The 23,753-nt window shown below is 73.3% G+C and carries 25 protein-coding genes and 1 riboswitch; of the genes, 11 read left to right on the forward strand and 14 right to left on the reverse strand.

Translation table 11 applies throughout. The annotated features are described in order from the left end of the window. Window positions 1-63 precede the first annotated feature (63 nt). The 3 genes from BMX74_RS10125 to thiO form a co-directional block, all read right to left on the reverse strand. Window positions 64-819 (reverse strand): thiazole synthase, encoded by a 756-nt coding sequence (locus tag BMX74_RS10125; RefSeq protein WP_055503159.1) that lies wholly within the window; start codon window positions 817-819, stop codon window positions 64-66. After that, window positions 812-1,012 (reverse strand): sulfur carrier protein ThiS, encoded by a 201-nt coding sequence (gene thiS, locus BMX74_RS10130; RefSeq protein ID WP_055503158.1) that lies wholly within the window; start codon window positions 1,010-1,012, stop codon window positions 812-814. The genes BMX74_RS10125 and thiS overlap by 8 nt, the downstream gene beginning before the upstream one ends. Further along, window positions 1,009-2,220: a glycine oxidase ThiO gene (gene thiO, locus BMX74_RS10135; protein WP_091099857.1), complete on the reverse strand. Its 1,212-nt coding sequence runs from the start codon at window positions 2,218-2,220 to the stop codon at window positions 1,009-1,011. Before thiO ends, thiS begins: the two co-directional genes overlap by 4 nt. After that, window positions 2,210-2,327: riboswitch (TPP riboswitch) on the reverse strand. (Overlaps the previous gene by 11 nt.) Before the next feature lie 59 nt (window positions 2,328-2,386). Between thiO and BMX74_RS10140 the strand changes: the two genes are divergently transcribed. The 3 genes from BMX74_RS10140 to thiE are packed head-to-tail and all read left to right on the forward strand — an operon-like array spanning window position 2,387 to window position 4,580. Continuing rightward, the gene (locus tag BMX74_RS10140; protein ID WP_420538121.1) at window positions 2,387-3,550 is read left to right on the forward strand and encodes an NAD(P)/FAD-dependent oxidoreductase; all 1,164 of its coding nucleotides are present in this window, start codon (window positions 2,387-2,389) and stop codon (window positions 3,548-3,550) included. Window positions 3,551-3,580: 30 nt separating this feature from the next. After that, window positions 3,581-3,955: an Rv2175c family DNA-binding protein gene (locus BMX74_RS10145; RefSeq protein WP_055503156.1), complete on the forward strand. Its 375-nt coding sequence runs from the start codon at window positions 3,581-3,583 to the stop codon at window positions 3,953-3,955. After that, a complete protein-coding gene (gene thiE / locus BMX74_RS10150; protein WP_091099860.1) occupies window positions 3,933-4,580 on the forward strand; it encodes a thiamine phosphate synthase in 648 nt (215 codons plus the stop codon). Before BMX74_RS10145 ends, thiE begins: the two co-directional genes overlap by 23 nt. Window positions 4,581-4,714: 134 nt before the next feature. Here thiE and BMX74_RS10155 read toward each other — a convergent pair whose 3' ends face one another. Beyond that, the gene (locus tag BMX74_RS10155; protein WP_091099862.1) at window positions 4,715-5,782 is read right to left on the reverse strand and encodes a polyprenyl synthetase family protein; all 1,068 of its coding nucleotides are present in this window, start codon (window positions 5,780-5,782) and stop codon (window positions 4,715-4,717) included. 69 nt (window positions 5,783-5,851) lie between these two features. Here BMX74_RS10155 and metF point away from each other — a divergent pair, with 69 nt between their 5' ends. Further along, window positions 5,852-6,769: a methylenetetrahydrofolate reductase [NAD(P)H] gene (gene metF / locus BMX74_RS10160; RefSeq protein ID WP_055503153.1), complete on the forward strand. Its 918-nt coding sequence runs from the start codon at window positions 5,852-5,854 to the stop codon at window positions 6,767-6,769. Between the two features lie 149 nt (window positions 6,770-6,918). Here metF and BMX74_RS10165 read toward each other — a convergent pair whose 3' ends face one another. After that, complete coding sequence (locus BMX74_RS10165; protein ID WP_236714695.1) at window positions 6,919-7,326, reverse strand: GNAT family N-acetyltransferase; 408 nt, start codon at window positions 7,324-7,326, stop codon at window positions 6,919-6,921. Between the two features lie 178 nt (window positions 7,327-7,504). After that, window positions 7,505-7,981 (reverse strand): YbaK/EbsC family protein, encoded by a 477-nt coding sequence (locus BMX74_RS10170; RefSeq protein WP_055503151.1) that lies wholly within the window; start codon window positions 7,979-7,981, stop codon window positions 7,505-7,507. A gap of 151 nt (window positions 7,982-8,132) precedes the next feature. Here BMX74_RS10170 and BMX74_RS10175 point away from each other — a divergent pair, with 151 nt between their 5' ends. Continuing rightward, window positions 8,133-8,879: a L,D-transpeptidase family protein gene (locus tag BMX74_RS10175; protein WP_256256860.1), complete on the forward strand. Its 747-nt coding sequence runs from the start codon at window positions 8,133-8,135 to the stop codon at window positions 8,877-8,879. Window positions 8,880-8,909: 30 nt separating this feature from the next. Here BMX74_RS10175 and BMX74_RS10180 read toward each other — a convergent pair whose 3' ends face one another. Beyond that, window positions 8,910-9,329, reverse strand: a complete 420-nt coding sequence (locus BMX74_RS10180; RefSeq protein ID WP_091099867.1) for a winged helix-turn-helix transcriptional regulator — start codon at window positions 9,327-9,329, stop codon at window positions 8,910-8,912. Between the two features lie 88 nt (window positions 9,330-9,417). Between BMX74_RS10180 and BMX74_RS10185 the strand changes: the two genes are divergently transcribed. Beyond that, window positions 9,418-10,287, forward strand: coding sequence for a Rossmann-fold NAD(P)-binding domain-containing protein (locus BMX74_RS10185; protein WP_055503148.1), 870 nt, complete (start codon window positions 9,418-9,420; stop codon window positions 10,285-10,287). A gap of 13 nt (window positions 10,288-10,300) precedes the next feature. On the opposite strand, the gene BMX74_RS10190 is transcribed toward BMX74_RS10185, so the two are convergent. Then, window positions 10,301-10,924, reverse strand: a complete 624-nt coding sequence (locus BMX74_RS10190) for a TetR/AcrR family transcriptional regulator (protein ID WP_256256861.1) — start codon at window positions 10,922-10,924, stop codon at window positions 10,301-10,303. 77 nt (window positions 10,925-11,001) lie between these two features. Between BMX74_RS10190 and BMX74_RS10195 the strand changes: the two genes are divergently transcribed. Further along, on the forward strand, window positions 11,002-12,210 hold the full coding sequence (locus BMX74_RS10195; protein WP_055503147.1) for a cytochrome P450: 1,209 nt from the start codon (window positions 11,002-11,004) through the stop codon (window positions 12,208-12,210). Between the two features lie 6 nt (window positions 12,211-12,216). Further along, window positions 12,217-12,408: a ferredoxin gene (locus BMX74_RS10200; protein WP_055503146.1), complete on the forward strand. Its 192-nt coding sequence runs from the start codon at window positions 12,217-12,219 to the stop codon at window positions 12,406-12,408. Between the two features lie 53 nt (window positions 12,409-12,461). On the opposite strand, the gene BMX74_RS10205 is transcribed toward BMX74_RS10200, so the two are convergent. Genes BMX74_RS10205 through BMX74_RS10230 form a run of 6 tightly spaced genes read right to left on the reverse strand, consistent with a single transcriptional unit; the run spans window position 12,462 to window position 18,641 of the window. Beyond that, entirely contained in the window at window positions 12,462-13,940 is a 1,479-nt protein-coding gene (locus BMX74_RS10205) for a hypothetical protein (RefSeq protein WP_218153928.1), read from the reverse strand. A 48-nt stretch (window positions 13,941-13,988) separates the two neighbouring features. Beyond that, the gene (locus tag BMX74_RS10210) at window positions 13,989-14,927 is read right to left on the reverse strand and encodes an ROK family protein (RefSeq protein WP_055503144.1); all 939 of its coding nucleotides are present in this window, start codon (window positions 14,925-14,927) and stop codon (window positions 13,989-13,991) included. Further along, window positions 14,924-15,616, reverse strand: a complete 693-nt coding sequence (locus BMX74_RS10215) for an N-acetylmannosamine-6-phosphate 2-epimerase (protein WP_055503143.1) — start codon at window positions 15,614-15,616, stop codon at window positions 14,924-14,926. Before BMX74_RS10215 ends, BMX74_RS10210 begins: the two co-directional genes overlap by 4 nt. Then, window positions 15,613-16,479, reverse strand: a complete 867-nt coding sequence (locus BMX74_RS10220) for a carbohydrate ABC transporter permease (protein ID WP_055503142.1) — start codon at window positions 16,477-16,479, stop codon at window positions 15,613-15,615. Before BMX74_RS10220 ends, BMX74_RS10215 begins: the two co-directional genes overlap by 4 nt. After that, window positions 16,466-17,371 (reverse strand): carbohydrate ABC transporter permease, encoded by a 906-nt coding sequence (locus BMX74_RS10225; RefSeq protein WP_055503141.1) that lies wholly within the window; start codon window positions 17,369-17,371, stop codon window positions 16,466-16,468. The genes BMX74_RS10220 and BMX74_RS10225 overlap by 14 nt, the downstream gene beginning before the upstream one ends. Beyond that, a complete protein-coding gene (locus BMX74_RS10230) occupies window positions 17,358-18,641 on the reverse strand; it encodes an ABC transporter substrate-binding protein (RefSeq protein ID WP_177227300.1) in 1,284 nt (427 codons plus the stop codon). Before BMX74_RS10230 ends, BMX74_RS10225 begins: the two co-directional genes overlap by 14 nt. 189 nt (window positions 18,642-18,830) lie before the next feature. Here BMX74_RS10230 and BMX74_RS10235 point away from each other — a divergent pair, with 189 nt between their 5' ends. The 3 genes from BMX74_RS10235 (at window position 18,831) to BMX74_RS10245 (ending at window position 22,594) form a co-directional block, all read left to right on the forward strand. Next, window positions 18,831-19,574 (forward strand): GntR family transcriptional regulator, encoded by a 744-nt coding sequence (locus BMX74_RS10235; protein WP_177227301.1) that lies wholly within the window; start codon window positions 18,831-18,833, stop codon window positions 19,572-19,574. Between the two features lie 19 nt (window positions 19,575-19,593). Further along, window positions 19,594-21,108: a DUF4127 family protein gene (locus BMX74_RS10240; RefSeq protein WP_055503138.1), complete on the forward strand. Its 1,515-nt coding sequence runs from the start codon at window positions 19,594-19,596 to the stop codon at window positions 21,106-21,108. Window positions 21,109-22,147: 1,039 nt separating this feature from the next. After that, a complete protein-coding gene (locus BMX74_RS10245; RefSeq protein WP_055503137.1) occupies window positions 22,148-22,594 on the forward strand; it encodes an SAV_6107 family HEPN domain-containing protein in 447 nt (148 codons plus the stop codon). Window positions 22,595-23,753: the final 1,159 nt, after the last annotated feature.

A 23,753-nucleotide genomic window follows, 5' to 3' on the forward strand; every position in this document is an offset into this window, starting at 1 on the left:
AGGTGTTCCGGGGTTTCGGGGGGCCGGCGGCAGGGGAGCCGCCGCCCCCCGGCGTGGGGGTCGTCAGGGGGTCATGGGGGAGGAGGCCTCGGCGTAGCGGCGGCGGGGGATGCGGCCCGCGAGCCGGGCGAGCCTGCCCGCCTCCACGGCCGCCCGCATGGCCGCCGCCATCGTGTCGGGCCGCTGCGCCCGCGTGACGGCCGTCGCCAGCAGCACCGCGTCGCAGCCGAGCTCCATGGCCAGCGCGGCGTCGGAGGCGGTGCCGATGCCCGCGTCGAGGATCACGGGGACCGACGCGGCCTCCACGATCAGCTCGATGTTGTGCGGGTTGCGGATGCCGAGCCCCGAGCCGATCGGCGCGCCGAGCGGCATCACCGCCGCGCAGCCCGCCTGCTCCAGGCGGCGCGCCAGCGCCGGGTCGTCGCCGATGTACGGCAGCACCACGAACCCCTCGGCCACCAGCCGCTCCGCCGCGTCGAACGTCTCGATCGGGTCGGGCAGCAGGGTCCGCTCGTCGGAGATGACCTCCAGCTTGACCCAGTTCGTGCCGAGGGCCTCCCTGGCCAGCCGGGCCGTCAGCAGCGCCTCGCCCGCGGTGAAGCAGCCGGCCGTGTTCGGCAGGACCTTGATGTCGCGCTTGCGCAGCACGTCCAGCACGGAGCCGCGCGCCGCCGGGTCGAGCCGCCGCATCGCCACCGTGGTCAGCTCCGTGCCTGACGCCTCCAGGGCCTGGTCGAGCACGTCCAGCGACGGCGCGCCGCCGGTGCCCATGATGAGCCGGGACGAGAAGGACTCCCCGGCGATGGTCAGCTCATCCACCTTGCACCGCCGTCAGCACCTCGACGCGGTCGCTGTCGCTCAGCGCCGTCGTCTCCCACGAGCCGCGCGTGACCACCTCGTCGTTCACGGCCACCGCCACGCCGGCGGTGGCCGTCGTGAGGGTCCGTACGGCCTGGGCCACGGTCGTGCCGTCGGGGACCTCGTGCGCGGTCCCGTTGATCATCACAATCATGAAGTTTCCTGAAACCTCCTGGGCGAGCACAGCTCCGCCAGCTCGCCCGTCTCGCCCGTCTCCGTCTCACGCGCCCCGCCGCCCGCGGCCGTCAGGGCGTCCAGCACCAGGTCCGTCGTCAGCGGGGTGAGCAGGACGCCGCCCCGGTGGTGGCCGGTGGCGAGGACCAGCCCCGGCACGCCGGCGGGCCCGATCAGCGGAAGGTTGTCCGGCGTGCCGGGGCGCAGCCCCGCCACCATGTCCGCCACCTCCAGCTCCGTCACGCCGGGCACCAGCTCCCTGGCGTCGCGCAGCAGCTCGTACAGGCCGCCCGCCGTCACCCGCGTGTCGAAGCCCAGTTCCTCCTGCGTGGCCCCGAGCACCAGCTCGCCGTCGCCCCGCGGCACCAGGTAGACCGGCGCGCCGTGGACCATCCCGCGCACGCACCGGCCGAGCAGCGGCTGCGGCGACCGCAGGCGCATGATCTGGCCCTTCACCGGCCGCACCGGCAGGTCGAGCAGCTCGCCGCTCCACGCGCCCGCCGCGAGCACGACGTTCGCCGCCCGGATCTCCCGGGGGCCGATCTCCCGAGGGCCGCTCTCCTGGAGGCCGGTCCCGCCGGGGCCGTCGGCCAGCCGCACCCCGGTGACCCGGTCGCCGTCGCGCAGCAGGCCGGCCACCCGCGCCCGCACCAGCGGCACGCCGAGCCGGTGCAGGGCGGCCAGCAGCGCCGCGGTGACGCGGCGCGGATCGACCCAGGCGTCGCCGGGCGCGAGCAGCCCGCCGCGCACCGAGGGGGCGAGCATGGGCTCCAGCCGGCGGCACTCGCGGCCGGTCAGCCGCTCGACCGGCAGCTCCAGCTTCTCCATGAACGCGGCCAGCTCGTCGAGCGCCGCCAGGTCGTCGGCGCCGAACGCCACGTCGAGGGTGCCGTCGGCGCGCAGGTCGAGCGCCCGCGCCGGGTCGCCGAGCCCCGCGTCGGCCGCCAGCTCCGCGGCGAAGGACGGCCAGCGGCGCAGCGAGGCCGCCCCGAGCCGCAGCAGCGGCGCCTCCGTGTAGGTCACCTCGCTGACCGGCGCGAGCATGCCGGCCGCCGCGTGCGAGGCCCCCGAGGCCGGGGCGGGATCGACCACCGTCACCGGCCGCCCCTCGCGGGCCAGCCGCCAGGCGACCGCCAGCCCGACGACCCCGCCGCCCACGACGACATCCATGACATCCGTGACGTCCATGCGCGCTCCCTTCGCCGGCATGATCCGGATCAGGTGTCTTGCGGTCGAAGGCCCTGGTGAAGCCTTCCTCTCAGCCCGGTTACGGCCGGACTCCCGCGCGTCTTACGGCCCCCAGCCTACGGCCTCCCCGCGACGCGCCCGCACCCGCCCCGTTATGGTCATGGGCGTGAAGCATGTCGTGGTGGTGGGAGCGGGGCTCGCGGGCGTCCGCAGTGTCGAGGCGCTGCGGGCGCGCGGGTTCGCGGGCCGGATCACGCTCATCGGGCAGGAACGGCACCGTCCGTACGACCGGCCGCCGCTGTCGAAGGCGGTGCTGCTCGGCGACGCCGACTCCAGCTTCGTCGACACCGACCTGTCGGCGCTCGAGGTCGACTTCTGGGCGGGCGTCTCCGCCAAGGCGCTGCGCGACGGCGCCGTGGAGACCACCGAGGGCGATCTGGGCTACGACGGCCTGGTCATCGCCACCGGCGCCGAGCCGATCACGCTGCCGGGCGACGGCCCCCAGCACGTCCTGCGCACCCTCGACGACGCCCACGAGCTGCGCGCCCTGCTGGTGCCCGGCGCGCGGGTGGCGGTCATCGGCGCGGGCTGGATCGGCGCGGAGGTCGCCACCGCCGCCCGGCGCGCCGGCTGCGCGGTGACGGTGATCGAGGCGGGCGAGGCGCCGCTCGCCCACGCGCTCGGCCCCGAGCTCGGCGCCCGCACCACCGGCTGGTACGAGGGCGTCGACCTGCGCCTCGGCACGATGGTCCACGAGGTGCGGGAGGGCGGCGTCGAGCTGGTCGGCGGCGAGTTCGTCGACGCGCACGTCGTCGTCACCGGCATCGGGGTGCGCCCGGCCGTGGAGTGGCTGGCGAGCGCCGAGATCGACCTGCACAACGGCGTCGTCACCGACGAGCACCTGCGCACCTCCCTGCCGAACGTCGTGGCGGCGGGCGACTGCGCCGCCTGGTGGTCGCGCCGCTTCCAGTCGCGGCTGCGGGTGGAGCACTGGGACACCGCGCTGCACGCCCCCGAGGTCGCCGCGGCGACGCTGCTGGGTGAGGACGCCGTCTACGACCCGGTGCCGTACTTCTGGTCCGAGCAGTTCGGGCACATGCTGCAGTACGCCGGGCACCACCCGGCGGGCGAGCGGCTGGTGTACCGTGGCGAGCCCGAGGGCAAGTGGTCGGCCTGCTGGCTCACGGCCGGCGACACCCTCGCCGCGGTTCTCGCGGTCGACCGTCCGCGCGATCTCGTCCAGGGCCGGCGCATCATCGAGGCGGGGCACCGCCTCGACGCGGAACGCCTGGTAGATCCAGATGTCGCCCTGCGAGACTGTGTTGTTTGAGCCACCACGGCATGTGGTAGTTGTGGTTCCGTGACGCTTTCTGTTGCACAGATCGACCGGGAGACCGAGCAGCTCGTCGACGAGTGGCTCAGCCTCCCCGAAGTGGCCGCGCGCCTCGAGCTTCCGCTGGGCCGGGTCAAGCAACTTCTCAAGGACCACAAGCTGCTCGGCGTGCGCCGCGGCAGCGGCGGGCCGCACGTGCCCGCGGTCTTCCTCGACGGAAAGGATGTGCGCAAGGGGCTGCCCGGAACGCTGACCGTGCTCCAGGACGCCGGCTACGACGACGTCGAGGCCCTGCGCTGGCTCTTCACTCCAGACGACTCCCTGCCCGGCACGCCGATGGACGCGATCAAGGCGGGTCGCCACACGGAGGTCAAGCGGCGTGCCCAAGCCCTCGCTTTCTGAGGCGCTCGCCGGGGCCCGCCTCTACCTCTGCACCGACGGCCGCCGCGAGCGCGGCGACCTGGCGGAGTTCCTCGACGCGGTGCTGGCGGCGGGCGTGGACATCGTCCAGCTGCGGGAGAAGGGCCTGGAGGCGCGCGAGGAGCTCGCCCTCCTCGAGGTCTTCCGCGACGCCTGCGACCGGCACGGCAGGCTCCTCGCGGTCAACGACCGGGCGGACATCGCGTACGCCGCCCGGCCCGACGTGCTCCACCTGGGGCAGGACGACCTTCCCGTGACCGTCGCCCGGGAGATACTCGGCGACGACCTCCTCATCGGACGGTCCACCCACTCCATGGCCGAGGCGTCCGCCGCGGCCGTGGAGGAGGGCGTCGACTACTTCTGCTGCGGCCCGATCTGGCCGACGCCGACCAAGCCGGGCCGCCACGCGCCCGGCCCGGCGCTGCTCAGGCACGCCGCGTCGCTGGGCGCCGACCGCCCGTGGTTCGGCATCGGCGGCATCGACCTGGCCACCCTCGACGAGGTCATGGCGTACGGCGTGACCCGGGTGGTCGTCGTGCGGGCGATCACCGAGGCCGACGACCCCGGCGCGGCCGCGGCCGAGTTCGCCAAGCGGCTGGCCCGCTGAGCCCGACCACGCGGCGGCCGGGCCGCTGACCCCCGTTCACGCGGCCGGCCCGCGCCGCGTGCTCCCCGTCCTCAGGCCGGCCCCCACCGGGGCCGGCCTTCTCCTTCTCCGCGGGCCCTCTTGGCGGGCGGGCGTCACGTCCTGCGGGAGGTGGCGGCGATGGCGAGCTCGGTCAGCGCCGTACGCGCCTCCTGCGTGATGGGCGCCCCCTCCAGCGCGGCCAGGCCCTCCCCGAGGTACTCGCCGATCAGGTCCTCGCACGCGCGCAGCGCGCCGGTGCCGTCGATGATCTCCCGCAGCGCCGCGACGCCGTCCGCGTCCAGGCCGGGGTCGCCGAGCAGGCGGCGCACCGTCGCCGCCGCGGCGGGGGAGGCGGCGGCCAGGGTGCGGGCGATGAGCATCGTCCGCTTGCCCTCGCGCAGGTCGTCGCCGGCGGGCTTGCCGGTCTGCGCCGGGTCGCCGAACACGCCGAGGATGTCGTCGCGGAGCTGGAAGGCGATGCCGACGCGCCGCCCGTAGCCGGCGCACAGCTCGTCCATCCACGGCAGCAGCTCGCCCGCCGCCAGCGCGAGCCCGAGCCGCAGCGGCTGCTCCACCGAGTACTTGCCGCTCTTGTACAGCGCGACGCGCAGCGCGGAGTCGAAGGTGTTCTCGCCGTGCGCCTGTTCGAGCAGGTCGAGGTACTGCCCGCACATCAGCTCGGTCCGCATGTGGTCGTGCACGGGCTGGGCGGCGGCCAGCGAGCGCGCCGGCAGGCCGCAGGTGCGCCACATCTCGCCCGACCAGATGAGCAGCAGGTTGCCCAGCAGGATCGCCGCGCCCTCGCCGAACTGCTCGGCCGAGCCGTGCCAGTCCGCCTTCTCGTGCAGCGTCTGGAAGCGGCGGTGCGCCGACGGCATGCCCCTGCGCAGGTCGCTCTTGTCCATCACGTCGTCGTGCACCAGCGCGCTGGCCTGCAGCAGTTCCAGCGACGCGGCGGCGGTGAAGATCTCGGGCACGTCGGAGCCCCCGGCGCCGCGCCAGCCCCAGTAGCAGAACGCGGGACGCAGCCGCTTGCCGCCCGCCAGCAGCTCGTGGGCGGCGGTGCGCAGCGGCTCCAGATCGGGGTCGCCTGATGCGGGGAGCTGCCGTTCGACGAACTCCCTGAGTGCCTGCTCGACGTGCGCGCGCAAGGTGCCCATGCTGGCTGCGTCATTGGTCATGCATTGAGCGTAATGGTCAGGCCGCGAGTCTCGGATCTCCCGTCCGGGCTTGTGGCGTAACCTTGGGTCATGGCGCTTGGTCGACCTTCGGTCCTCCCCGATCGTGTCCCCACGATCCGCGAACTGCTCGCCTCCGGCGGCCGGTCGTTCTCGTTCGAGTTCTTCCCGCCGAAGACCGACGAGGGCGAGCGTCAGCTGTGGCGGGCCATCAGGGAGCTCGAGTCCCTGCGTCCCACCTTCGTGTCGGTCACGTACGGCGCGGGCGGCTCCACCCGCGACCGCACGGTCGACATCGTCGAGCGCCTCGCCCACGACACCACGCTCACGCCGGTGGCGCACTTCACCGCGGTCAACCACTCGGTGCGCGAGCTGCGCCACCTCGTGGGCCGCTTCGCCGACGCGGGGGTGCGCAACATCCTCGCGGTGCGCGGCGACCCGCCCGGCGACGTCACGGGCGAGTGGGTCCAGCACCCGGAGGGCGTGCTCTACGCCGAGGAGCTGGTCCGCCTCATCCGCCAGTCCGGCGACTTCTGCGTCGGCGTGGCGGCGTTCCCGTACAAGCATCCCCGCTCGCCGTCCATCGAGTCCGACACCGAGTACTTCGTGCGCAAGTGCCGGGCCGGGGCCGACTTCGCGATCACGCAGATGTTCTTCAGGGCCGACGACTACCTGCGGCTGCGCGACCGGGTCGAGGCGCAGGGCTGCGACACGCCGATCATCCCGTGCATCATGCCCGTCACGCAGATGAGCACGATCGCCAGGTCCGAGCAGCTGTCGGGGGCGCCGTTCCCGGCCGAGGTCGCGGCCCGCTTCGAGGCGGTCGCCGACGACCCGGCGGCGGTGCGGGCGCTCGGCATCGAGCACGGCGCGGAGCTGTGCCAGCGGCTGCTCGACGAGGGCGCGCCGGGCATCCACTTCATCACGTTCAACAGGTCGAGCGCCTCGCGCGAGGTGTTCCAGCGGCTGGACGTGCGCCAGCCCGCCTGACCCAGGTGATGGGGGAGCCCGCCACCCGTCCGCAGGGGGACCGGGCGGGTGACGGGCGGGGGGCGACCCCGAAGGGTCATGAGACGGTTACTTTCCGTCATGATTCGTGCCCGCAGGCCGTCCCGGGCAAACGGCGGGCAAGGTAAAGATCAATCGAGCGGCAAGGGCCTGCCCATGATCGCGTACTCCTCGTAGCCCCCGGGGAAGACGAACCTGGCCAGCAGGTCGGTGAAGCCCATGGCGGCGTACAGGTGGCGGGCGGCGGTGGGGCGGTCGTGCGTCGAGAGCACGGCCGAGCGCTCGGGGCGGCCCGCGCACAGCGTCCTGATCATGGCACGCCCGATGCCCCTGCCCTGGTGGTCGGGGTGGACGTGGATCTCGGCGAGCTCGAAGGCGAACCCGAGCCAGGCGTGGGCGGCCTCCTCGCCGGCGCGCTCCTCCAGGGCGCGGTACACCACGTCGTGCCACCACTGCCCTGGGGCGCCGCGGAAGCCGTACGCGAAGCCGACGACGATCGGCGGCCGGGGCGCGCCGCCCTCACCCGGAGAATCCCGCAATTCTGCGAAATAGCACTGGAAATACGGATATGTGCTGTGATTTCGCATGATGGTCTTACGGCCGGCGATCTGCTCCCGAGGCGGATCCATGGCTGCGGTGTAAATGTCGATCACGGTGTCCAGCCGTTCGGTGAAACCGGCCGGACCCGCCCCGCGAAACTCGATCACCCGTCGCAGATTACTCGACGTCGACCGGGGTTCCCCCGGTGATCCGCACCAGCTCGTCGAACGTCGTCGGGAACACCGTCAGCGGGTGCCCGCCCGCCGCCCAGACCACCTCGTGCTTGCTCAGCCAGTTGTCCACCAGCGTGCGCACGGGGGCGGGGTGGCCGACCGGGGCGACACCGCCGATCGGCTGGCCCGTGGCGGCCCGGACGAACTCGGGCGTGGCCCGCCGCACCTCGGTCACCCCGGCCGTGCGCGCGATCAGCCCCACGTCCACGCGGTGCGCGCCGCTGGTCAGCACCAGCAGCGGCGCGCCGTCGGCGTCGAAGATCAGGCTGTTGGCGATGGCTCCCACCTCGCAGCCGAGCTGGGCGGCCGCGGTGGCCGCCGTCGGGGCCTTCTCCGGCAGCACCACGATCTCGCCCGTGGCGCCCAGGGCGCGCAGCGCCGCGTCGACTTTCACCGCGTTCCCCGGCAACTTCTCAGACATGGGGACACTCTAAACAGGTTGACGGCCCGATTACCTGATCGTGACGCTGGTGTAGGGTCTTTTGAACATTCCGGGCAGATGAGAGGTGGTTCGAGTGCGACCGCTCCCCGCGATGGCCGCTCTCCTGACGGCCGGCGCCGTGACTTTCTCCGTGACTCTCTCCGGGGCCGGCGCGCTCGCCGGTCCGGCCGCCGCGGCGACCGTCACCGGCTCCGCGACCGTCCAGCAGGCGGAGTACGCCCGCTTCGCCGCCGCGCCCGTCAAGACGCTGAAGCTCGGAGCCAGGGGCGAGGCCGTGGTCTGGATGCAGAACCGCCTCGCCGGCCTGGGCTACCTCCCCGGCAAGGCCGACGGCAGGTACGGCGGCACCACCCTCGCCGCCGTCTGGGCGTTCCAGAAGGTCAACGGCATCAGGCCGACCAGCACGATCACCAGGGCCACCTGGGCGGCGCTGGAGCGGCCGAAGGCGCCGCAGGTGCTCGTGAAGAACGGCAGGCCCACCCGCGCCGAGGTCAACCTGACCAAGCAGGTCATGGTCCTGTACGTCGACGGCCGGCCCAAGCTGATCAGCCACATCTCGTCCGGCAGCGGCGTGCCGTACTGCGAGACCGCCACCTGGCAGGGCAGGAAGCAGCGCTTCTGCGGCTCGGCCAGCACGCCCACCGGCGACTTCCGCACGACCTGGCGCAGGAGCGGCTGGCACACCTCGTACCTCGGGCGGCTGTACAACCCGATCTTCTTCAACGGCGGCATCGCCTTCCACGGCGCGCTGTCCGTGCCGCTGTACCCGGCCTCGCACGGCTGCGTCCGCCTGCCGATGAACGTCGCCGAGGTGCTGCCCGGCCTGCTCGGCACCGGCGTGCCGGTGCACGTCCGGGGCCGCTTCCACCGCGCCTGACGCGCCCGCCCGCCCCGCGCGGGGGCGGGCTCAGCCCGTCCGCTCGGCGTCCCAGCGCGCCCGCGACGCGGCGATGGCGTCCTTGTGGCCGCGCGACCAGTCGGCCAGGCTCGCCACGGCCTCCGCCAGGCTGTGACCCATGGGGGTCAGCCGGTACTCCACCTGGGGCGGGATCGTCGGGTACGCCGTGCGCTCCACCAGGCCGTCCCTGCACAGGCGGCGGGTGGTGAGCGTCAGCATGCGCTGCGAGATCCCGGGGATCGCCCGCTGCAGCTCGCGGAACCGCCGCACGCCCTTGGCCAGCTCCACGACCACGAGCACCGTCCAGCGGTCGCCGAGACGGTCGAGGACGTCGCGGATCCCGCAGTCGTCGTCACCGCACGGCCCGGCCTCCTGCGCCGCGGCCTGCCCGCTGAGCTGGGCGGTTATCGCGGTGTGCCCGACTGACATGAGAGTGCCTCCTTACGCCGAGTGGCGTGCCGCCCCCATCCTGGGGCGACCGACCCATCCACGTCGTCCACAGTAGGGGTGTCCAATCATGATCTTGGTGACCGGGGTTTCCGGCGCGCTCGGCGGCTCGATCCTGCGCGGTCTGCGCGCGCACGGCGGCCTGGAGGTGGCGGGCGGCTCCCGCGCGGGGGACGGCGGGGCGGGCGGGGTGCGCCTGGTCGACTTCGACAGGCCGCGGACGCTGCCCGGCGCGTTCGCCGGGGTGGACGTGCTGGTCCTCGTCTCGGCCGGGTACGCCGAGGACGACGTCGTGCTGGCCCGCCACGGCGCCGTCGTGCGGGCCGCCGCCGAGGCGGGCGTTCGGCACGTGGTGTACACCAGCCTGGCCGGCTCGGGCGACCCCCTGTCCATCGCGCTCGCGCACCGCTGGACCGAGGCCCGCCTCGCCGAGGCGCCGTTCGAGGTCACGGTCCTGCGCAACGGGCTGTACGCCGAGCTGCTGGCCGACCTGGCGCTCGCCGGCACGGTGGGAGACGTGCTCGCGGCGCCGCTCGCCGACGGCGCCATGCCGGTGGTGGCCAGGGACGACCTCGCGGACGTCGCCGTGCGCGTCGCCGCCGAGACCCACGCCGACCTCGCGGCCGGCAGGCCGCGCAGGCACGCGGGGCGTACGTACGAGCTGGAGGGCGAGACGGCGCTGGGCGGCGCGGACCTCGCCGCGCTGCTCACCGAGGCGCTCGGGCGGCCCGTCGGCTACCGGCCCGTGCCGCTCGGCGAGGCCAGGGCGGCGCTGGGGGCGAGCGGGCTGGAGCCGTACCAGGTGGGGCACACGCTCTCGCTGTTCTCGGCGGCGGGGGCCGGCCTGATGCGGTCGCGCGGCGGCGACCTGCGGGCGTTCCTCGACGTGCCGCGCCCCGCCGCGCGGGTCGTCGCGGCGCGGCTGGCCTCCGCCCGGTAGGAACCGGCGGGGCTCAGCCGAGGGAGCGCAGCCCGGACGCGGCGAGCGCGGCCGCCCTGCGCGCGGTGTCCGAGATCTCCTGCAGTGAGGCGCCCCGGCTGATGGCGGCCATCGCGGCCAGCTTCACCGCGCCGGTGAGCGCCCCCACCGCGGCGGCCGCGTCGAGGGGGCCGAGCCGCCCCGGGTACGCCTCGCACAGCGCCTCGGCCAGCCGCAGCTGGGTGTCGAACAGCAGGAACAGCGCCCGCGCCTGCAGCGGCGGCACGCTCATGATGAGCCGCATGCGGAGCCTGGTCTCCTCCAGCGTGAGGTCCTCCTCCTCGCCGGAGCGGTAGACGATCTCGTCGATGAGGCGCACAAGCAGGTCGGCGGGGGACTCGTGCGGCCCTCTGGAGGCGACCAGGGCGAGGAGGCGCTCCATCCGCTCCTCGGCGTCGTAGAAGAGGACGTCCTCCTTGCTGGCGAAGTAGCTGAAGAACGTGCGGGTGGACACGTCCGCCGCCGCGGCGATCTCGGCGAGCGTGGTCTCCTCGTAGCCCTTGTCGGCGAACAGCCGGAGCGCGGCGTCGACCAGCGCCCGGCGCGTGCGCTGCTTCTTGCGCTCCCGCAGACCCACCATGGCGGAACTGTACTGCATGGCGCCATGTTTTTCATCCATTGAAAGTTTGCATTCCGTGAGGTTTTCTGGGAGGTGAGCCAGGAAAGGAGCCCAGCATGTCCGACCTGACCGTGCCCGCCCTGCCCACTGTCCGCGAACGGCCGCTCGATCCTCCCGACGAGGTCGCCCGGCTACGACAACAGGGCGGCGTGCACCGGATGACGTACGCCGACGGCCACGTCGGCTGGCTCGTCACCGGCTACTCCGCCGCCCGCGCCGTGCTGGCCGACTCGCGCTTCAGCAACCGGCCCGAGAACATGCACCCGCCCATCCCGGGACGGTTCGCGGCCGGCAAGGAGCTCCGCGAGCGGGGGTTCCAGACGCCGCCGGGGTTCTTCCTGCGGACCGACCCGCCCGAGCACACGCGCTACCGCAAGCTGCTCACCGGGCAGTTCACCGTCCGCAGGATGAAGCTGCTCGAACCCAGGATCGAGGAGATCACCGCCTCCGCGCTCGACGCGCTGGAGGCCGCCGGACCGCCCGCCGACCTGGTGCAGGACTTCGCGCTGCCCATCCCGTCGCTGGTCATCTGCGAACTGCTCGGAGTCCCGTACGAGGACCGCGCCCGCTTCCAGGACGACTCCAAGATCCTGGTCAACCTGGAGACCGGCGCCGAGGAGGCCATCGCCGCCATCGGCCGCGTCTTCGCCTACCTGCACGACCTCATCGGGCGCAAGCGCGAGCACCCGGCCGACGACCTGATCAGCGGCCTCATCGAAGGCGGCGAGCTCAAGGACGACGAGCTCGCCGGCGTGTCGTTCCTGCTGCTCGTGGCCGGGCACGAGACCACCGCGAACATGCTCGCGCTGGGCACGTACACGCTGCTCACCAACCCCGGCCAGCTCGCCGTCATGCGCGGCGACCCGGGGGCCGTCGAGAACGCGGTGGAGGAGCTGCTGCGCTACCTCACCATCGTCCACCTCGGGCCCATCAGGACCGCGATCGAGGACGTCGAGATCGACGGCCACCTCGTCAGGGCGGGGGAGTCCGTCACCCTCCACCTGCCCGCCGCCAACCGCGACCCCGACCGCTTCCCCGGCGGCGACACGCTCGACCTGACCAGGCCCGCGGGAGGGCACCTGTCGTTCGGGCACGGCATCCACCAGTGCCTCGGGCAGCAGCTCGCCCGCGTGGAGATGCGCATCGCCTACCCCGCGCTGCTGCGCCGCCTGCCTGGCCTACGCTTGGCGGTACCACCCGAGGAGGTGCCGATGCGCTCCGACATGAGCATCTACGGAGTCCATCGCCTCCCTGTCACTTGGTAGGTCACCATGCGCATCAACGCTGACACGTCGGTATGCATCGGAGCGGGCATGTGCGCCCTGACGGTGCCCAAGGTGTTCGACCAGAGCGAGGAGGACGGCACGGTGGTGCTCCTGCAGAAGGAGCCGCCGGCAGAGCTCGATGAGGCCGTGCGCCGCGCCGTGAACCTCTGCCCGTCCGGAGCCATCTCGATCGCCTGACCCCGTGCGGGGGGAGCGGGCCGCGGCGACCCCGCGGCCCGCGCCCGCCGCGGTCATCCCGTGCAGCGGCCCTCGGCCGTGTAGCCGGGCTCGACCGTGTTGGGCTGCTGCGTCTTGTTGAACACCCACAGCGACGGGGTGTCGCTGACGTTCCGCACCGCGAGCTCGAACCGCCCGCGCGGCAGCCCGTCCAGCCGCAGCTTCGCGATGTTGCCGTCCACCTCGACGCCCAGCACGCCGTGCGACCGTCCGGCGGGCGTCCGTACGGCGAAGCTGTCCGGGCGGGCGGCCGACGCGGCGTCGATCCGCTTCTGGAAGCTCACCTCCACGGTGCCCGCCGCCCGGTCGCAGCGGATGGCGCGCACCTCGGGCGCCTCGGTGTACATGGCCTTGGCCAGCGAGAACTCGTACCCCGTCCAGGTGGAGAACCCCATCGAGGAGGCCGTGTCGGAGAACGCGCCGATCCACGCGCGGTCCCTCGCGGTCCCGGTGGTGGAGCCGATGTCGTTCTGCACGCCCAGCGGCAGCGCCGGGTTGCTCCGCCGGATCTCGTCCACGTACGGCTGGTAGCCCTTGATGTAGTCGGGGGCCAGGTCGGGCTTGAGCCAGTCGGGCCAGTTCGTCTGGATGAAGTGGATGTCCGGGCGGACGGCGGCGATCATGGCAGGGGCGTCCACGGCCTGCAGTTCGCGTTCCAGCCGCACCGAGTCGGGCCCGGCGTCCACGGCCACCGACCAGCTCCCCACCAGCACGCCGGGACGGGCCGAGCGCAGCCCGCCCTCGCCCCTGACCAGGTCGCCGAGTAAGCGGTTGACCCCGGCCACGCGGAAGTCGACCCACTTGGCGTAGCGGGCGGTGTCGGTCTTGTAGTACCTCGGCGAGGAGGGGTCGGTGAAGTCCGGCATGTCCAGGCCGTACTCGGCCTTGAACGCCGCCTCGGCGAGCGGCCCCAGGTCGCCGTAGAAGCCGGAGGTGAAGCCGTTCCAGTCGGGGAGGAACGACTCGGCCAGCTCGATGCCGTCGAACGGGTACTTCTTGATCAGGTCGCCCAGCGACTTCTTCTTGAAGGCCAGGTAGTCGGCGCTCCAGGGCGAGAACGAGTGGAAGCCGGGCTGCGAGGCGCTGAGCAGCTTCTGCTCCCACGACGGCCACTCCGCCGGGTAGCCCTCGACCGTGTACGAGCCGAAGGCCAGCGTCAGCGCCCAGACCGCGATGCCGCGTTCGCGCAGCGCCGCGACCAGTTCGCCGTCGACCCGGTTCTCGTCGACGACGAAGTAGTGCACGGCCGTGTACCCGTTGCGGGCGATCTCGTCGGCGATGCTGTCCGGGGAGCGGTCCTTGTAGTAGGGGAAGGTCGGGTCGATCTCGATCGACGCGCCGTGCAGCGCCCGGTGGCGCAGCACGCTCTGGGACGGCGCGTCCTGCGCCGCGGCGGGCGCGGCTCCCGACGCCAGCGTCGCGGCGGTGAGCAGCGCCGTCGCGGCGACGGCGAGGGAGGGGCGCAGGCGGGAGGGGCCGGGGCGTGACTTCATGGTCGTCCAATCGGTCGGGGGGTCGGGGGGAGGGGAGGGTCCGATGCGTCATCGCCCGCGGGCGAGGGCGTGGGTGCCCGCGCCGACGAGGACGGCGTCGCCGCCCAGCGCCGCCGCGCGCACGGGGATGTCGCGGGGGCCGGGGAGCGCCTCGGCGCGGAAGGCGGAGGCGAGCGGCGCCAGCAGGGGCGGGCCGAGCAGGGAGACCCCGCCGGCGATCACGATCACGTCGGGGTCGAGCAGGTTCGCGGCTCCGGCCAGGACGCGTCCCAGCAGGGTCGCCGCGTCCCCGATCACGCGCTCCGCGTCGGCGTCGCCGGCGGCCGCGCGCCGCCCGATCTCGGCGAGGGGGAGCGCGCGCCCGGCCGCCTCGCGGTAGGCGCGCTCGACGGCCGGGCCCGACGCGTACGCCTCGACGTGGTCCGTCGCGCCGCAGGAGCACCTGCGCGGCGCCGGCGCGGGGCCGTGGGGGAGGGCGGGCGGCGGCGGAGCCGGGACGTGGCCGATGCTGCCCGCCGTGCCGGTACGCCCGGTGACCGGCGCGCCGGAGCGGCACAGCGCGCCGCCGATGCCGGTGCCGACGGCGACGACCAGGGCCGTCTCGGCGTCGCGGGCGGCGCCCAGCCGCGACTCGCCGGCGCCCGCCGCGTGGCAGTCGTTCATCACGACGGCCGGCAGCCCGAGGGTCCGCTCTGCGACGCCCTTGACGTCGGTGCCCGCCCAGCCCGTCAGCAGGTCGGTGGCGCTGGCGACGCGGCCGCGGCCGTCCACGACGCCCGCCGTGCCGATCCCGCAGGCCACCACCCGGGAGCCGCCGGCGGCGAGCAGCGGGGCCGACACGGCCGCCACCGCCGCCATGATCGCCTCACCGCCCTCGGAGGCGGGCGTGGGCACCCTGCGCCGCTCGGCCAGGCGCCCCTCGCCGTCCACGAGCGCGGCGGCGATCTTGGTGCCGCCGATGTCGACCGCCAGCGCGAGCGGCGTCATCGCGGCTCGTCCACGGCCCGAGGGGTCGCGGCGCGGAGCCTCGCCGTGATGGCGACGGGGTCGGTGATGGCGCTGCCGACCACGACCGCCCAGGCGCCCGCGTCGAACGCCCGCCGTACCTGCTCCTCGGTGCGGTAGCGGCCCTCGGCGACGACCCTGACGCCCCGGGCGGCCAGCGCCGCGACGAGCTCGATGTCGGGATCGTCGGGGGGCGGCAGCTGGCGGGCGGTGTACCCGGACAGCGTGGTGCCCACGACGTCGGCGCCCGCGCCCCAGGCCGCCAGGCCCTCCTCCAGGGTGGAGACGTCCGCCATCACCGGGCGGCCCAGCTCGTCCCGCACGGCCGCGACCAGGTCAGGGCCGTGCGCCGGGGACTCGGGCGTCAGGTCGATCGCGATGACGTCGGCGCCCGCCTCGGCCAGGCCGGCGGCCAGCTCCAGCGACGGGGTGATGACGTCGCGGTGGCCGTGCCTGACCTTGTGCAGGCCGATCACCGGGAGCGCGGTGCGCCGCCGTACCGCGCGGATGTCGGCGGGGGAGTTGATCCGCAGGCCCGCGGCCCCGCCCAGCACCGCGCACTCGGCCAGCGCGGCGATGACGCCGGGGTCCCGCAGCGGGTGCCCCGCGGGCGCCTGGCAGGAGACGACGAGCCCGCCGCGCAGCAGGCCGAGCACGTCCGCGACGCTCACTTGAACGCCCCCGCCGAGATGCCGCCCACGAAGTACCGCTGGCCGAAGATGAAGATGAGCAGCGCGGGCATCGTGAACATGACGCAGGCGGCCATCAGCGGGCCCCAGGCGATGTCGTGCTCGCCGAAGAAGGCGTACAGACCGATCGACAAGGTGTACTTCTCGCTATCGTTGAGGTAGATGAGGGGGTTCAGGAAGTCCGTCCAGGTCCAGACGAACTGGAACACCGCGGAGGTCACCAGGGCGGGCCTGGCCAGCGGGAGCACGATCGACAGGTAGATGCGCAGCTCGCTCGCGCCGTCCAGGCGGGCGGCGGCGATCAGCTCGTCGGGCACGCTCATCAGGAACTGGCGGATCATGAAGATCAGGAACGGGGTCCCGAAGAACGCCGGGGTGATCAGCGGCCAGTACGTGTTGCCCGCGTGCAGTGCGTTCCACAGCAGGTAGACCGGGATCATGGTGATCTGCGGCGGCAGCATCATCGTGGCCAGCACCACGGCCAGCAGCGCGCTGCGGCCCCGCCAGCGCAGCTTCGACAGCGAGTACGCCACCAGCGGGCAGGCGATCAGCGTGCCGACCACGGTCGCCGCCGAGACGAACAGCGTGTTGCCCAGGTACCTCCAGACCGGCATCTGCTGGAACGCCTGGGTGAAGTTGTCCCAGGTCCAGCTGCTCGGCAGCAGGCGGGGCGGCGCGTGGAAGATGTCGTCCGGCAGCTTGAACGCGGTGGTCAGCATGACCAGGAACGGGAAGACGAACAGCAGCGCCAGCCCGAGGACGACGACCCTGCGCAGCGCCCAGCGGCCCGCCCGTCCCGCCTCCCGCAGGCCTGTCCCGGGGGCCGCCCGGTCAACGGGAGCCATAGTGCACCCACCTCCTGGAGCTCGCCAGCAACAGGGCGGTGATGACCAGCGTGATCAGGAACATCACCCAGGCCATGGCCGAGGCGTAGCCCATCTTCAGGAACACGAACGCGTTCTGGAACAGGTACATCGAGTAGGACAGCATCGAGTCGTCGGGACCGCCGCTGCTCTCGTTGAGCCGGGTCTGGGTCAGCAGGTACGGCTGGGTGAAGATCTGCAGGAAGCTGATCAGGGTGACGATCACCTGGAACAGCGTGATCGGCGACAGCGTCGGCCAGGTGATGTGGCGGAACCTGCGCCAGGCTCCGGCGCCGTCGATGGCGGCGGCCTCGTGCAGGTCCTTCGGGATCTCCTTCAGCGCCGCCAGGTAGATGATCGTGGTGCCGCCGACGGTCCACAGCGACATCAGCACGATGGCGGGACGCGACCAGTCGGGGCTCTCCAGCCACAGCGGCGCGGGCAGGCGCAGCAGCTCCAGCAGGTGGTTGACGAAGCCGTACTGGGCGTTGAGCAGCCAGCGCCACAGGTAGCCGCCGACCACGACGGGCACGATCGTCGGCAGGTACACCAGCGCCCTGAACAGCGGCTGCCCCCGCACGGGCAGGTTGAGCACGTGGGCGCCCGCGAGCGCGATGACGATCGTCAGCGGGACGCCGAGCGCGGTCAGGTAGAGCGTGTTGCCCAGGCTGCGCCAGAACCGGTCGTCCGACAGCATGTGCGCGTAGTTGTCCAGGCCCACCGCGGTGGGCTCCTGGAAGAGGTTGAAGTCGGTGAAGCTGTAGCGGAACGACGCCAGGATCGGGTACGCGATGAAGACGGCGAAGCCGATCAGGAACGGCGAGGCGAACGCGAGCCCCTTGAGGAGCTCGCGGCGCCGGTCAGTTCGTGGCATAGCTCTTGGCTCGTTCGGCGACCTGCCCCATGGCCTGCTCCGGCGTCGCCGTGCCGCGGGCCACGGAGTCGAAGGCGCTGCTCAGGTCGGTGGCGTACTGCGCCGAGTAGGGCGCGCTCGACAGTGACTTGACGTTGGGCGACTTCAGCGCGTCCAGCCAGGCCGAGAACTGGGGGATGGCCTTGAAGGCCGGGTCGTCCAGCAGCGAGGTGCGGGCGGGCAGGTTGCCGAGCGCCAGGTTGAACTCCCGCATGGCGTCCTTGCCGGACAGGTGCTTGAGGAAGGCCGCGGCCTCCTCCTTGTGCCTGGAGTTGGCGGGGATGAACAGCGTGCTCGCGGTGAGCTGCGTCGTGCCTTCGAGCGCGGGCTCGGCGACCGGGATGGAGGTTACGCCCCACTCCAGGTCCTTGGCGTTCTTCTGGATCGACACCGCCTGCCACTCGCCATCCATGATCATGGCGACCTTGCCGGCGTAGAAGGGGTCCTGCGGCGACATGTACTGGCCCCAGCCGGCCACGAACTTGGCGACCTTGTCGGCCCCGTACTTGCTGGTGATCGTGTCCTGCCAGAACTTCAGCGCGGCGAGGTTGCCCGGCTGCGACGGGGTCGGGGCGGGCGCGGCGGGGTCCTGGCCGTCCCAGGTGCCGCCGAAGGCGAAGCCGAGCGTGGTCAGGGAGTTCATCAGGCTGGGGTTGCCCAGCCCGAGCCGGGTGATGTCGCCTCCGGGGCCCACCTTGGTGAGCTTGGCGACGGCCGCCGCGAGCTCGTCCGTGGTCTTCGGGGGCTCCACCCCGGCCTCGGCGAGCATCTTCTTGTTGTAGACGAGCTGGAGGGTGTGGACGGAGATCGGCACCGCGTACGTCTTGCCCTTGTGGCGCATCTGCGCCATGGCGGCGGGGGCGAAGTCGGCGGTGTCGGTGTCCTTCAGCAGGTCGTCGAGCGGGGCCAGGATGCCCTTGGCCGCCCACGCCCCGACGTTCGAGCCGAAGTTGTCGGAGATGTCGAAGGATCCCGAGCCGCTGGACATCGAGGCCAGCTGCTTCTGCGCGTCGGGATTGGACACGCCCTTGACCACGATCCTGCTCTGCGACGCGTTGAAGTCCTTGATGATCTTCTCCAGCGCGGCGGCCTCGGCGCCCGTCCAGAGGTACGAGAACGTGATGGTGGTCTTCCCGCCGGAGCCGCCGGAGCCCTCCGGGTCCGACGAGCCCGCGCAGCCGGTCAGGGTGGCGGTGAGCGCGACCGCCGTCCCCACGACGCCCCAGGACATGCCTAATCCGTGGATCCTCATCCAGGCACTCCCCAGTTAGAGGTTGGTTCGGTTGAATTGGTATAGCCCACCTTCTTCAAAGCGGTCAATAGCTAGCCTTCTGTCGGGTTTGCGGTGCATGATTGGGCTACTCCAATGATGTCGAGGAGGTCTGGACCGGCGGCGTACGCAGCCGAGACGGGAGGAACGATGACGGCCACCGGCACGCCCGCGCGCCGCCCGGCCAAGTCCGAGCACCTGCGCAGGCACCTGCTCGGGCTGCTGTCCACGCGGCTGTCGCCGCACGACAGGCTGCCGACCGAGCGCAGCCTCGCCGAGGAGTTCTCGCTCAGCCGGCTCACCGTCAGGCGCGTCCTCGACCAGCTGGAGCAGGAAGGGCACGTCTACCGCGTGCAGGGCTCCGGGACGTTCGTCAGCGAGCCGCGCATCGCCAAGTCCATGGAGCTGACCTCCTTCAGCGAGGACATGCGCTCACGCGGGCGGCGGCCCGGCTCGCTCCACGTCACCAGCGAGCGCGTCCCGGCCGGCGCCGAGATCGGCTACGCCCTGCGGATTAGCCCGTCGGCCGAGGTGCTGCACGTCCGCCGCGTACGCACCGCCGACGACGAGCCCATGTGCCTCGAGAACAGCTACTTCCCGTCCGAGCTGATCCCCGGCGACCTCGTCCTCACCCTGCACGGCTCGCTCTACGCCGAGCTCGCCACCCGCGGCATCACCCTCCACCGGGCCGAGCAGACGATCAGGGCGACCGTGCTCGACCCCGCCGACGCCGAAGCCCTGCAGGCGCCGCCGTTCTCGCCCGCGTTCCTCGTGCAGAGGACCGCCTACGACGCGCGCGGCCGCGCCATCGAGCGGGGCGAGTCCCTCTACCGCGGCGACCGCTACTTCTACCAGCTCACCATCTACCGGGACTCGCCCGCGGCGACGTCCTGAGCACGCAGGAGGCCCCCACGTGAACATCGCCCTGCTCCCCCTGGACGAACGGCCCGTCAACACCCGCCTGCCCGTGGACGTCGGCGCCGTCGCGGGAGCCCGCGTCCACCTGCCCGGCCGCGACCTCCTCCCGCGGATGCGCGTGCCCGGCCAGGCCGACCTGCTGGGAGAATGGCTGCTCGGCCACGCCGACGCCGACGCCGCGGTGGTCAGCGTCGACATGCTGGCGCACGGCGGGCTCATCGCGGCCAGGACGACCCAGGACGCCACCGCCACCGTCCTGCGCCGCCTCGACGTGCTGCGCCGCCTCCGGGAGGCGGCGCCCGCGCTGCCGATCTCGGCCGTCTCCCTCGTGACCAGGGCGAGCGACGGCTACAGCGGCGACGAGGAGCCGTCCTACTGGCCCTCCTACGGCAGGGAGCTGCACGCCTACGGCGGCCTGCTGCATCGCGCCCACCAGGGCGAACCCGTCGCCGAGCGGCTCGCCGAGCTCGACGCGCAGATCCCCGCGCCCGTCCGCTCCGACTTCCAGCGCCGCAGGCTGCGCAACCACGTCGTCAACCTCGAATCGCTGCGGCTGCACGCCGAAGGCGTCGTCGACCCGCTCCTCATCACCGCCGACGACACCGCCGTCCACTCGGCGGGCTCCGTCGAGCAGGACTGGCTGCGCCACTGGGCGCGGGCCCTCGACGCGCCCGGCACGCTGCTGATGTACCCCGGGGCCGACGAGGTCGGCGCCCTGCTCGTCGCCAGGGCGCTCGCCGCCGCCCAGGGCGAGCCCATCCGCGTCGCCGTCGTCGCCGGCGACCCCGCCGGGCTCGACCTCGTCGCGCCCTTCGAGAACCTGCCCGCCGGCCTCGGCGCCCGCCGCCAGGCGCAGGCCGCCGGGACCACGCTCGTGGAGGACCCCGAGGCGGCCGACGTCGTGCTGGTCGTCCACACCCCCGACCCCGGGCGCGGCGACTGGTGCGGCGCACCGCCCCAGCCCGACCCCGCCGCCGCCAAGGCGACCGTCCAGGCGGTACGGGCCGCGCTCGACACCGGCGCCGCCGTGGCCCTGGCCGACGTCCGCCACACCAACGGCTCCGACCCCGCCCTGGTCGAAGCCCTGATCGAACAGGAACTCATCGAGCCGCTCGCCGCCTACGGCGGCTGGAACACCGCGGGCAACACCATGGGCTCGGTCGTGGCCGCCGCCGTCGCCACCATCGCGGGCAGGAGGAACGGCACCCTCGACGCCCGCGCGGCCACCCGCCTCAAGCTGCACCGCCTCGTGGAGGACTACGCGTACCAGGCGGTCGTCAGGCCGCGGCTGGCCCGCGAGCACCGGCTCGGCTACACGGCCGGGCAGTTCAGGGAGGGGGCCTTCGGGGGCGAGCGGGCCCAGGGCTACCTCGACCAGGTGGAGACGCTGCTGCGACCGCTGCTGCGCGCACTGGCGGGCGACGACCGGTGGACCCTCGGCGATCTCACCCTCCCCTGGACCAGAACCTTCGAGATCGACTTCACCCTCACCCCCTGCCCCCCGAACTGACCCACCTCCGCCCCGGGGTACCGCCCGGCGGTCGGCTGCCGTGCCGCCCGCCCAGCCCCGCGCTCACCCCGCCCGGCGGTCGGCTGCCGTGCCGTCGGCCCAGCCCCCGCCCACGCCATCCCGCGGTCGGTGCCGTGCCGTCGGCCCAGCCCCCGCCCACGCCATCCCGCGGTCGGTGCCGTGCCGTCGGCCCTGCCAGCGCCCAGGAGCCTTCGCCACCGGCACCCTGGGCGCGCCGCCCCTGGAACCCCGGGCACGCCACCTCCGGCACCCCACGCCCGGGGTTCCGCGCCCGGCACCCCGCGCCCGGGGGTCCCCGCGCCCGGGGGTCCCCGCGCCCGGGGGTCCCCGCGCCCGGCACCCCGCGCCCGGGGGTCCCCGCGCCCGGCACCCCGCGCCCGGCACCCCGCGCCCGGCACCCCGCGCCCGGGGGTCCCCGCGCCCGGCACCCCGCGCCTGGGGCCTCCGCGCCCGGAGCCCCCGCGCCTGGGGCCCCCGCGCCCGGCGGACCTTCGTCTGCGTCCCGCGCGTGTCTCTCCACCTCCTTCTTCCCTCCCTCTTCCGTTCCGTCGCTGTCCTTGACGGCCCGACACCCACCGCCCGCAATCCGCGTCCAAGCGTGGCCGCTGCCGTCTCGCCCCATCAGGGGTGGCGGCCCGGGGCGTCGTGTCAGCTCACCGTCCAGGGGGCGTGTGCGGGGGAGACGAGCAGGTCTCGCATCGAACCTATGTTCGTGGAACAGGTTGACACCGAGCGTGGTCGAAATTATGTTCGACGTTGCGACGTGAGGCTCGCGGCTCACGTCGGCAGGACCTGGTCGCGGGCCGTCCGCTTCCCCAAGCGCGACCCGCGATCAGGCTCCACGGGCGAAGGTCGCGTCCTCGTCGTCGGCGAAGACGAGTGGGCGCGTCCTGGCCGGACGGGGTGAGGGGAAGCTCCTCGTCCGGCCAGCCCGGCGGAAATGTCGGTGGGGTCTGCGAGAGTTGACATCACCGGCGGAGACGCCGGGAGCCGCCCACGACACGAGGAGGCGCGCACGATGGCACCACGGCCGAGAGACACGCCCGGGCCCCGGCTTTCGCCCGCGGTCCGGGCACACCTTGCCGATTCACGTTCCTGCCTGGCGGAGGCGAGCGCGGCTCGCGCCCCGGCATCCCGCTACGTCGCCGCGCACCTGGCGGCCCTCCGGGCGGCGGCGGCGCTCCTGGCCGCCCGCCCGAGGCCCATGGAGGGGCGCAGGCGCCGCCTGCGCAGTGCCTGGGAGCTGCTGCCCGAGGCCGAGCCGCACCTGGCCGAGTGGGCGGCGTACTTCTCGCAGAGCGCCGCCAAGCGCGCCGCCGCCGAGGCGGGCGTCGTGCGGGGCATCAGCGCGGCCGACGCCGACGAGCTGCTGACGGAGGCCGAGACCTTCGTCTCGACGGTGGAGGACATCCTCGGGGTTCCGGCGCAGGGCCAGCTTCCCGTGGACGTCCCTCTCGCGGGGTGACCCCACCCCAGGGGAACGAGGCCAGCGCCTGACCATCCGGAGGCGCTGCCGTACAGACGGCGGCCGGCCGTCTCCCGTACACCGGGAGCCGCGCCCGTACGACGGGCGGGCCATCGGGAGGCATCGGACGCCGTAAGGAGCCGGAAGGGAGTCTTCCGGCCAGATCGCACCACCGCTCGCGCTACCCCCTGCGCTCTTTCACCGGCAGAACCCCTTCCCCGGCACGGCCATCCCTCTCGCCATGAAGAATGGCGATTCAGAACGCCTTCCCCAGCAGAGAACACGATTCCCGGCACGCCCCTCCCGGCAGTTCCGCCGCCTCCAGGCCGCCGCCGCCCACCGACGCCGCACCTTCCGCGCCTTGGCGAGCCAGCGAACGCCATCCCGCCGCAGAACGCCATCCCGCCGGCAGAAGGCCTCTCCGCCTCCCCCCACCCTCCGCTGAGCCCGGGGAACGCCCCTCTCACCCGCAGAACACCCCCGGAGTCCGCCTCCCTTTCATCCCGCGGAATGTCGGGCCCGGGGAATGCCGTACACGATGGAATGCCGCGCCCGGGGAACGCCGCGCCCTGGGGAATGCCGCGGCCCATGGATTGCCGTGCACGATGGATTGCCGTGCACGATGGATTGCCGTGCACGATGGATTGCCGTGCGCGATGGGATGCCGCGCCCAGCGCAATTCCGTACCCGCAGAATGCGGTGCCCCAGAGCCTCGTGCCCGCGGAATGCGGTGCCCGCAGAATGTGGTGCCCGCAGAGCCTCGTGCCCGCAGAATGCGGTGCCCGCGGAGCCTCGTGCCCGCGGAATGCCATGCGCTGCGGAACGTCATGCGCCGTAGAACGCCATTGCGTCGTACAACGGCGCCGGGCAGGACGGTGCCCTGCGGGATGCCGCGCGCCGCGAAACGCACCACCCTGGGAAGGCCCCGCCTTGCCCGATGTCCGGCCCTGGGCGACGCCGTGCGCCGGGAAAGGCCGCGCCCCTGCGTGGGCCTGCGGAACGCGCTGCCGGCTGGGTGGGGCTCGGCTGTCCGGCTCGGGTGCGGGGGATCAGGGGGTTCACTGAGCCGGTTCGGGTGGTGGTGTGCCCGGGGGTCTGGAGTGAGGGCGGGAGGCGGGGACGGGGAGCACAAAGGGGAGCTCCGGGTGGAGCTCCCCTG

It is taken from the genome of Nonomuraea pusilla (assembly GCF_900109355.1).
In the GTDB taxonomy this organism is placed as follows: Bacteria; Actinomycetota; Actinomycetes; order Streptosporangiales; family Streptosporangiaceae; genus Nonomuraea; species Nonomuraea pusilla.

Excerpts from the sequence above, each read along its gene's own strand:
- thiS (WP_055503158.1), bottom strand. The coding sequence starts at position 1,012 with ATGATTGTGATGATCAACGGGACCGCGCACGAGGTCCCCGACGGCACG.
- thiO (WP_091099857.1), bottom strand. The coding sequence starts at position 2,220 with ATGGACGTCACGGATGTCATGGATGTCGTCGTGGGCGGCGGGGTCGTC.
- BMX74_RS10155 (WP_091099862.1), bottom strand. The coding sequence starts at position 5,782 with ATGACCAATGACGCAGCCAGCATGGGCACCTTGCGCGCGCACGTCGAG.
- metF (WP_055503153.1), top strand. The coding sequence starts at position 5,852 with ATGGCGCTTGGTCGACCTTCGGTCCTCCCCGATCGTGTCCCCACGATC.
- BMX74_RS10170 (WP_055503151.1), bottom strand. The coding sequence starts at position 7,981 with ATGTCTGAGAAGTTGCCGGGGAACGCGGTGAAAGTCGACGCGGCGCTG.
- BMX74_RS10180 (WP_091099867.1), bottom strand. The coding sequence starts at position 9,329 with ATGTCAGTCGGGCACACCGCGATAACCGCCCAGCTCAGCGGGCAGGCC.
- BMX74_RS10185 (WP_055503148.1), top strand. The coding sequence starts at position 9,418 with ATGATCTTGGTGACCGGGGTTTCCGGCGCGCTCGGCGGCTCGATCCTG.
- BMX74_RS10190 (WP_256256861.1), bottom strand. The coding sequence starts at position 10,924 with ATGCAGTACAGTTCCGCCATGGTGGGTCTGCGGGAGCGCAAGAAGCAG.
- BMX74_RS10195 (WP_055503147.1), top strand. The coding sequence starts at position 11,002 with ATGTCCGACCTGACCGTGCCCGCCCTGCCCACTGTCCGCGAACGGCCG.
- BMX74_RS10200 (WP_055503146.1), top strand. The coding sequence starts at position 12,217 with ATGCGCATCAACGCTGACACGTCGGTATGCATCGGAGCGGGCATGTGC.
- BMX74_RS10205 (WP_218153928.1), bottom strand. The coding sequence starts at position 13,940 with ATGAAGTCACGCCCCGGCCCCTCCCGCCTGCGCCCCTCCCTCGCCGTC.
- BMX74_RS10210 (WP_055503144.1), bottom strand. The coding sequence starts at position 14,927 with ATGACGCCGCTCGCGCTGGCGGTCGACATCGGCGGCACCAAGATCGCC.
- BMX74_RS10220 (WP_055503142.1), bottom strand. The coding sequence starts at position 16,479 with ATGGCTCCCGTTGACCGGGCGGCCCCCGGGACAGGCCTGCGGGAGGCG.
- BMX74_RS10225 (WP_055503141.1), bottom strand. The coding sequence starts at position 17,371 with ATGCCACGAACTGACCGGCGCCGCGAGCTCCTCAAGGGGCTCGCGTTC.
- BMX74_RS10230 (WP_177227300.1), bottom strand. The coding sequence starts at position 18,641 with ATGTCCTGGGGCGTCGTGGGGACGGCGGTCGCGCTCACCGCCACCCTG.
- BMX74_RS10235 (WP_177227301.1), top strand. The coding sequence starts at position 18,831 with ATGACGGCCACCGGCACGCCCGCGCGCCGCCCGGCCAAGTCCGAGCAC.
- BMX74_RS10245 (WP_055503137.1), top strand. The coding sequence starts at position 22,148 with ATGGCACCACGGCCGAGAGACACGCCCGGGCCCCGGCTTTCGCCCGCG.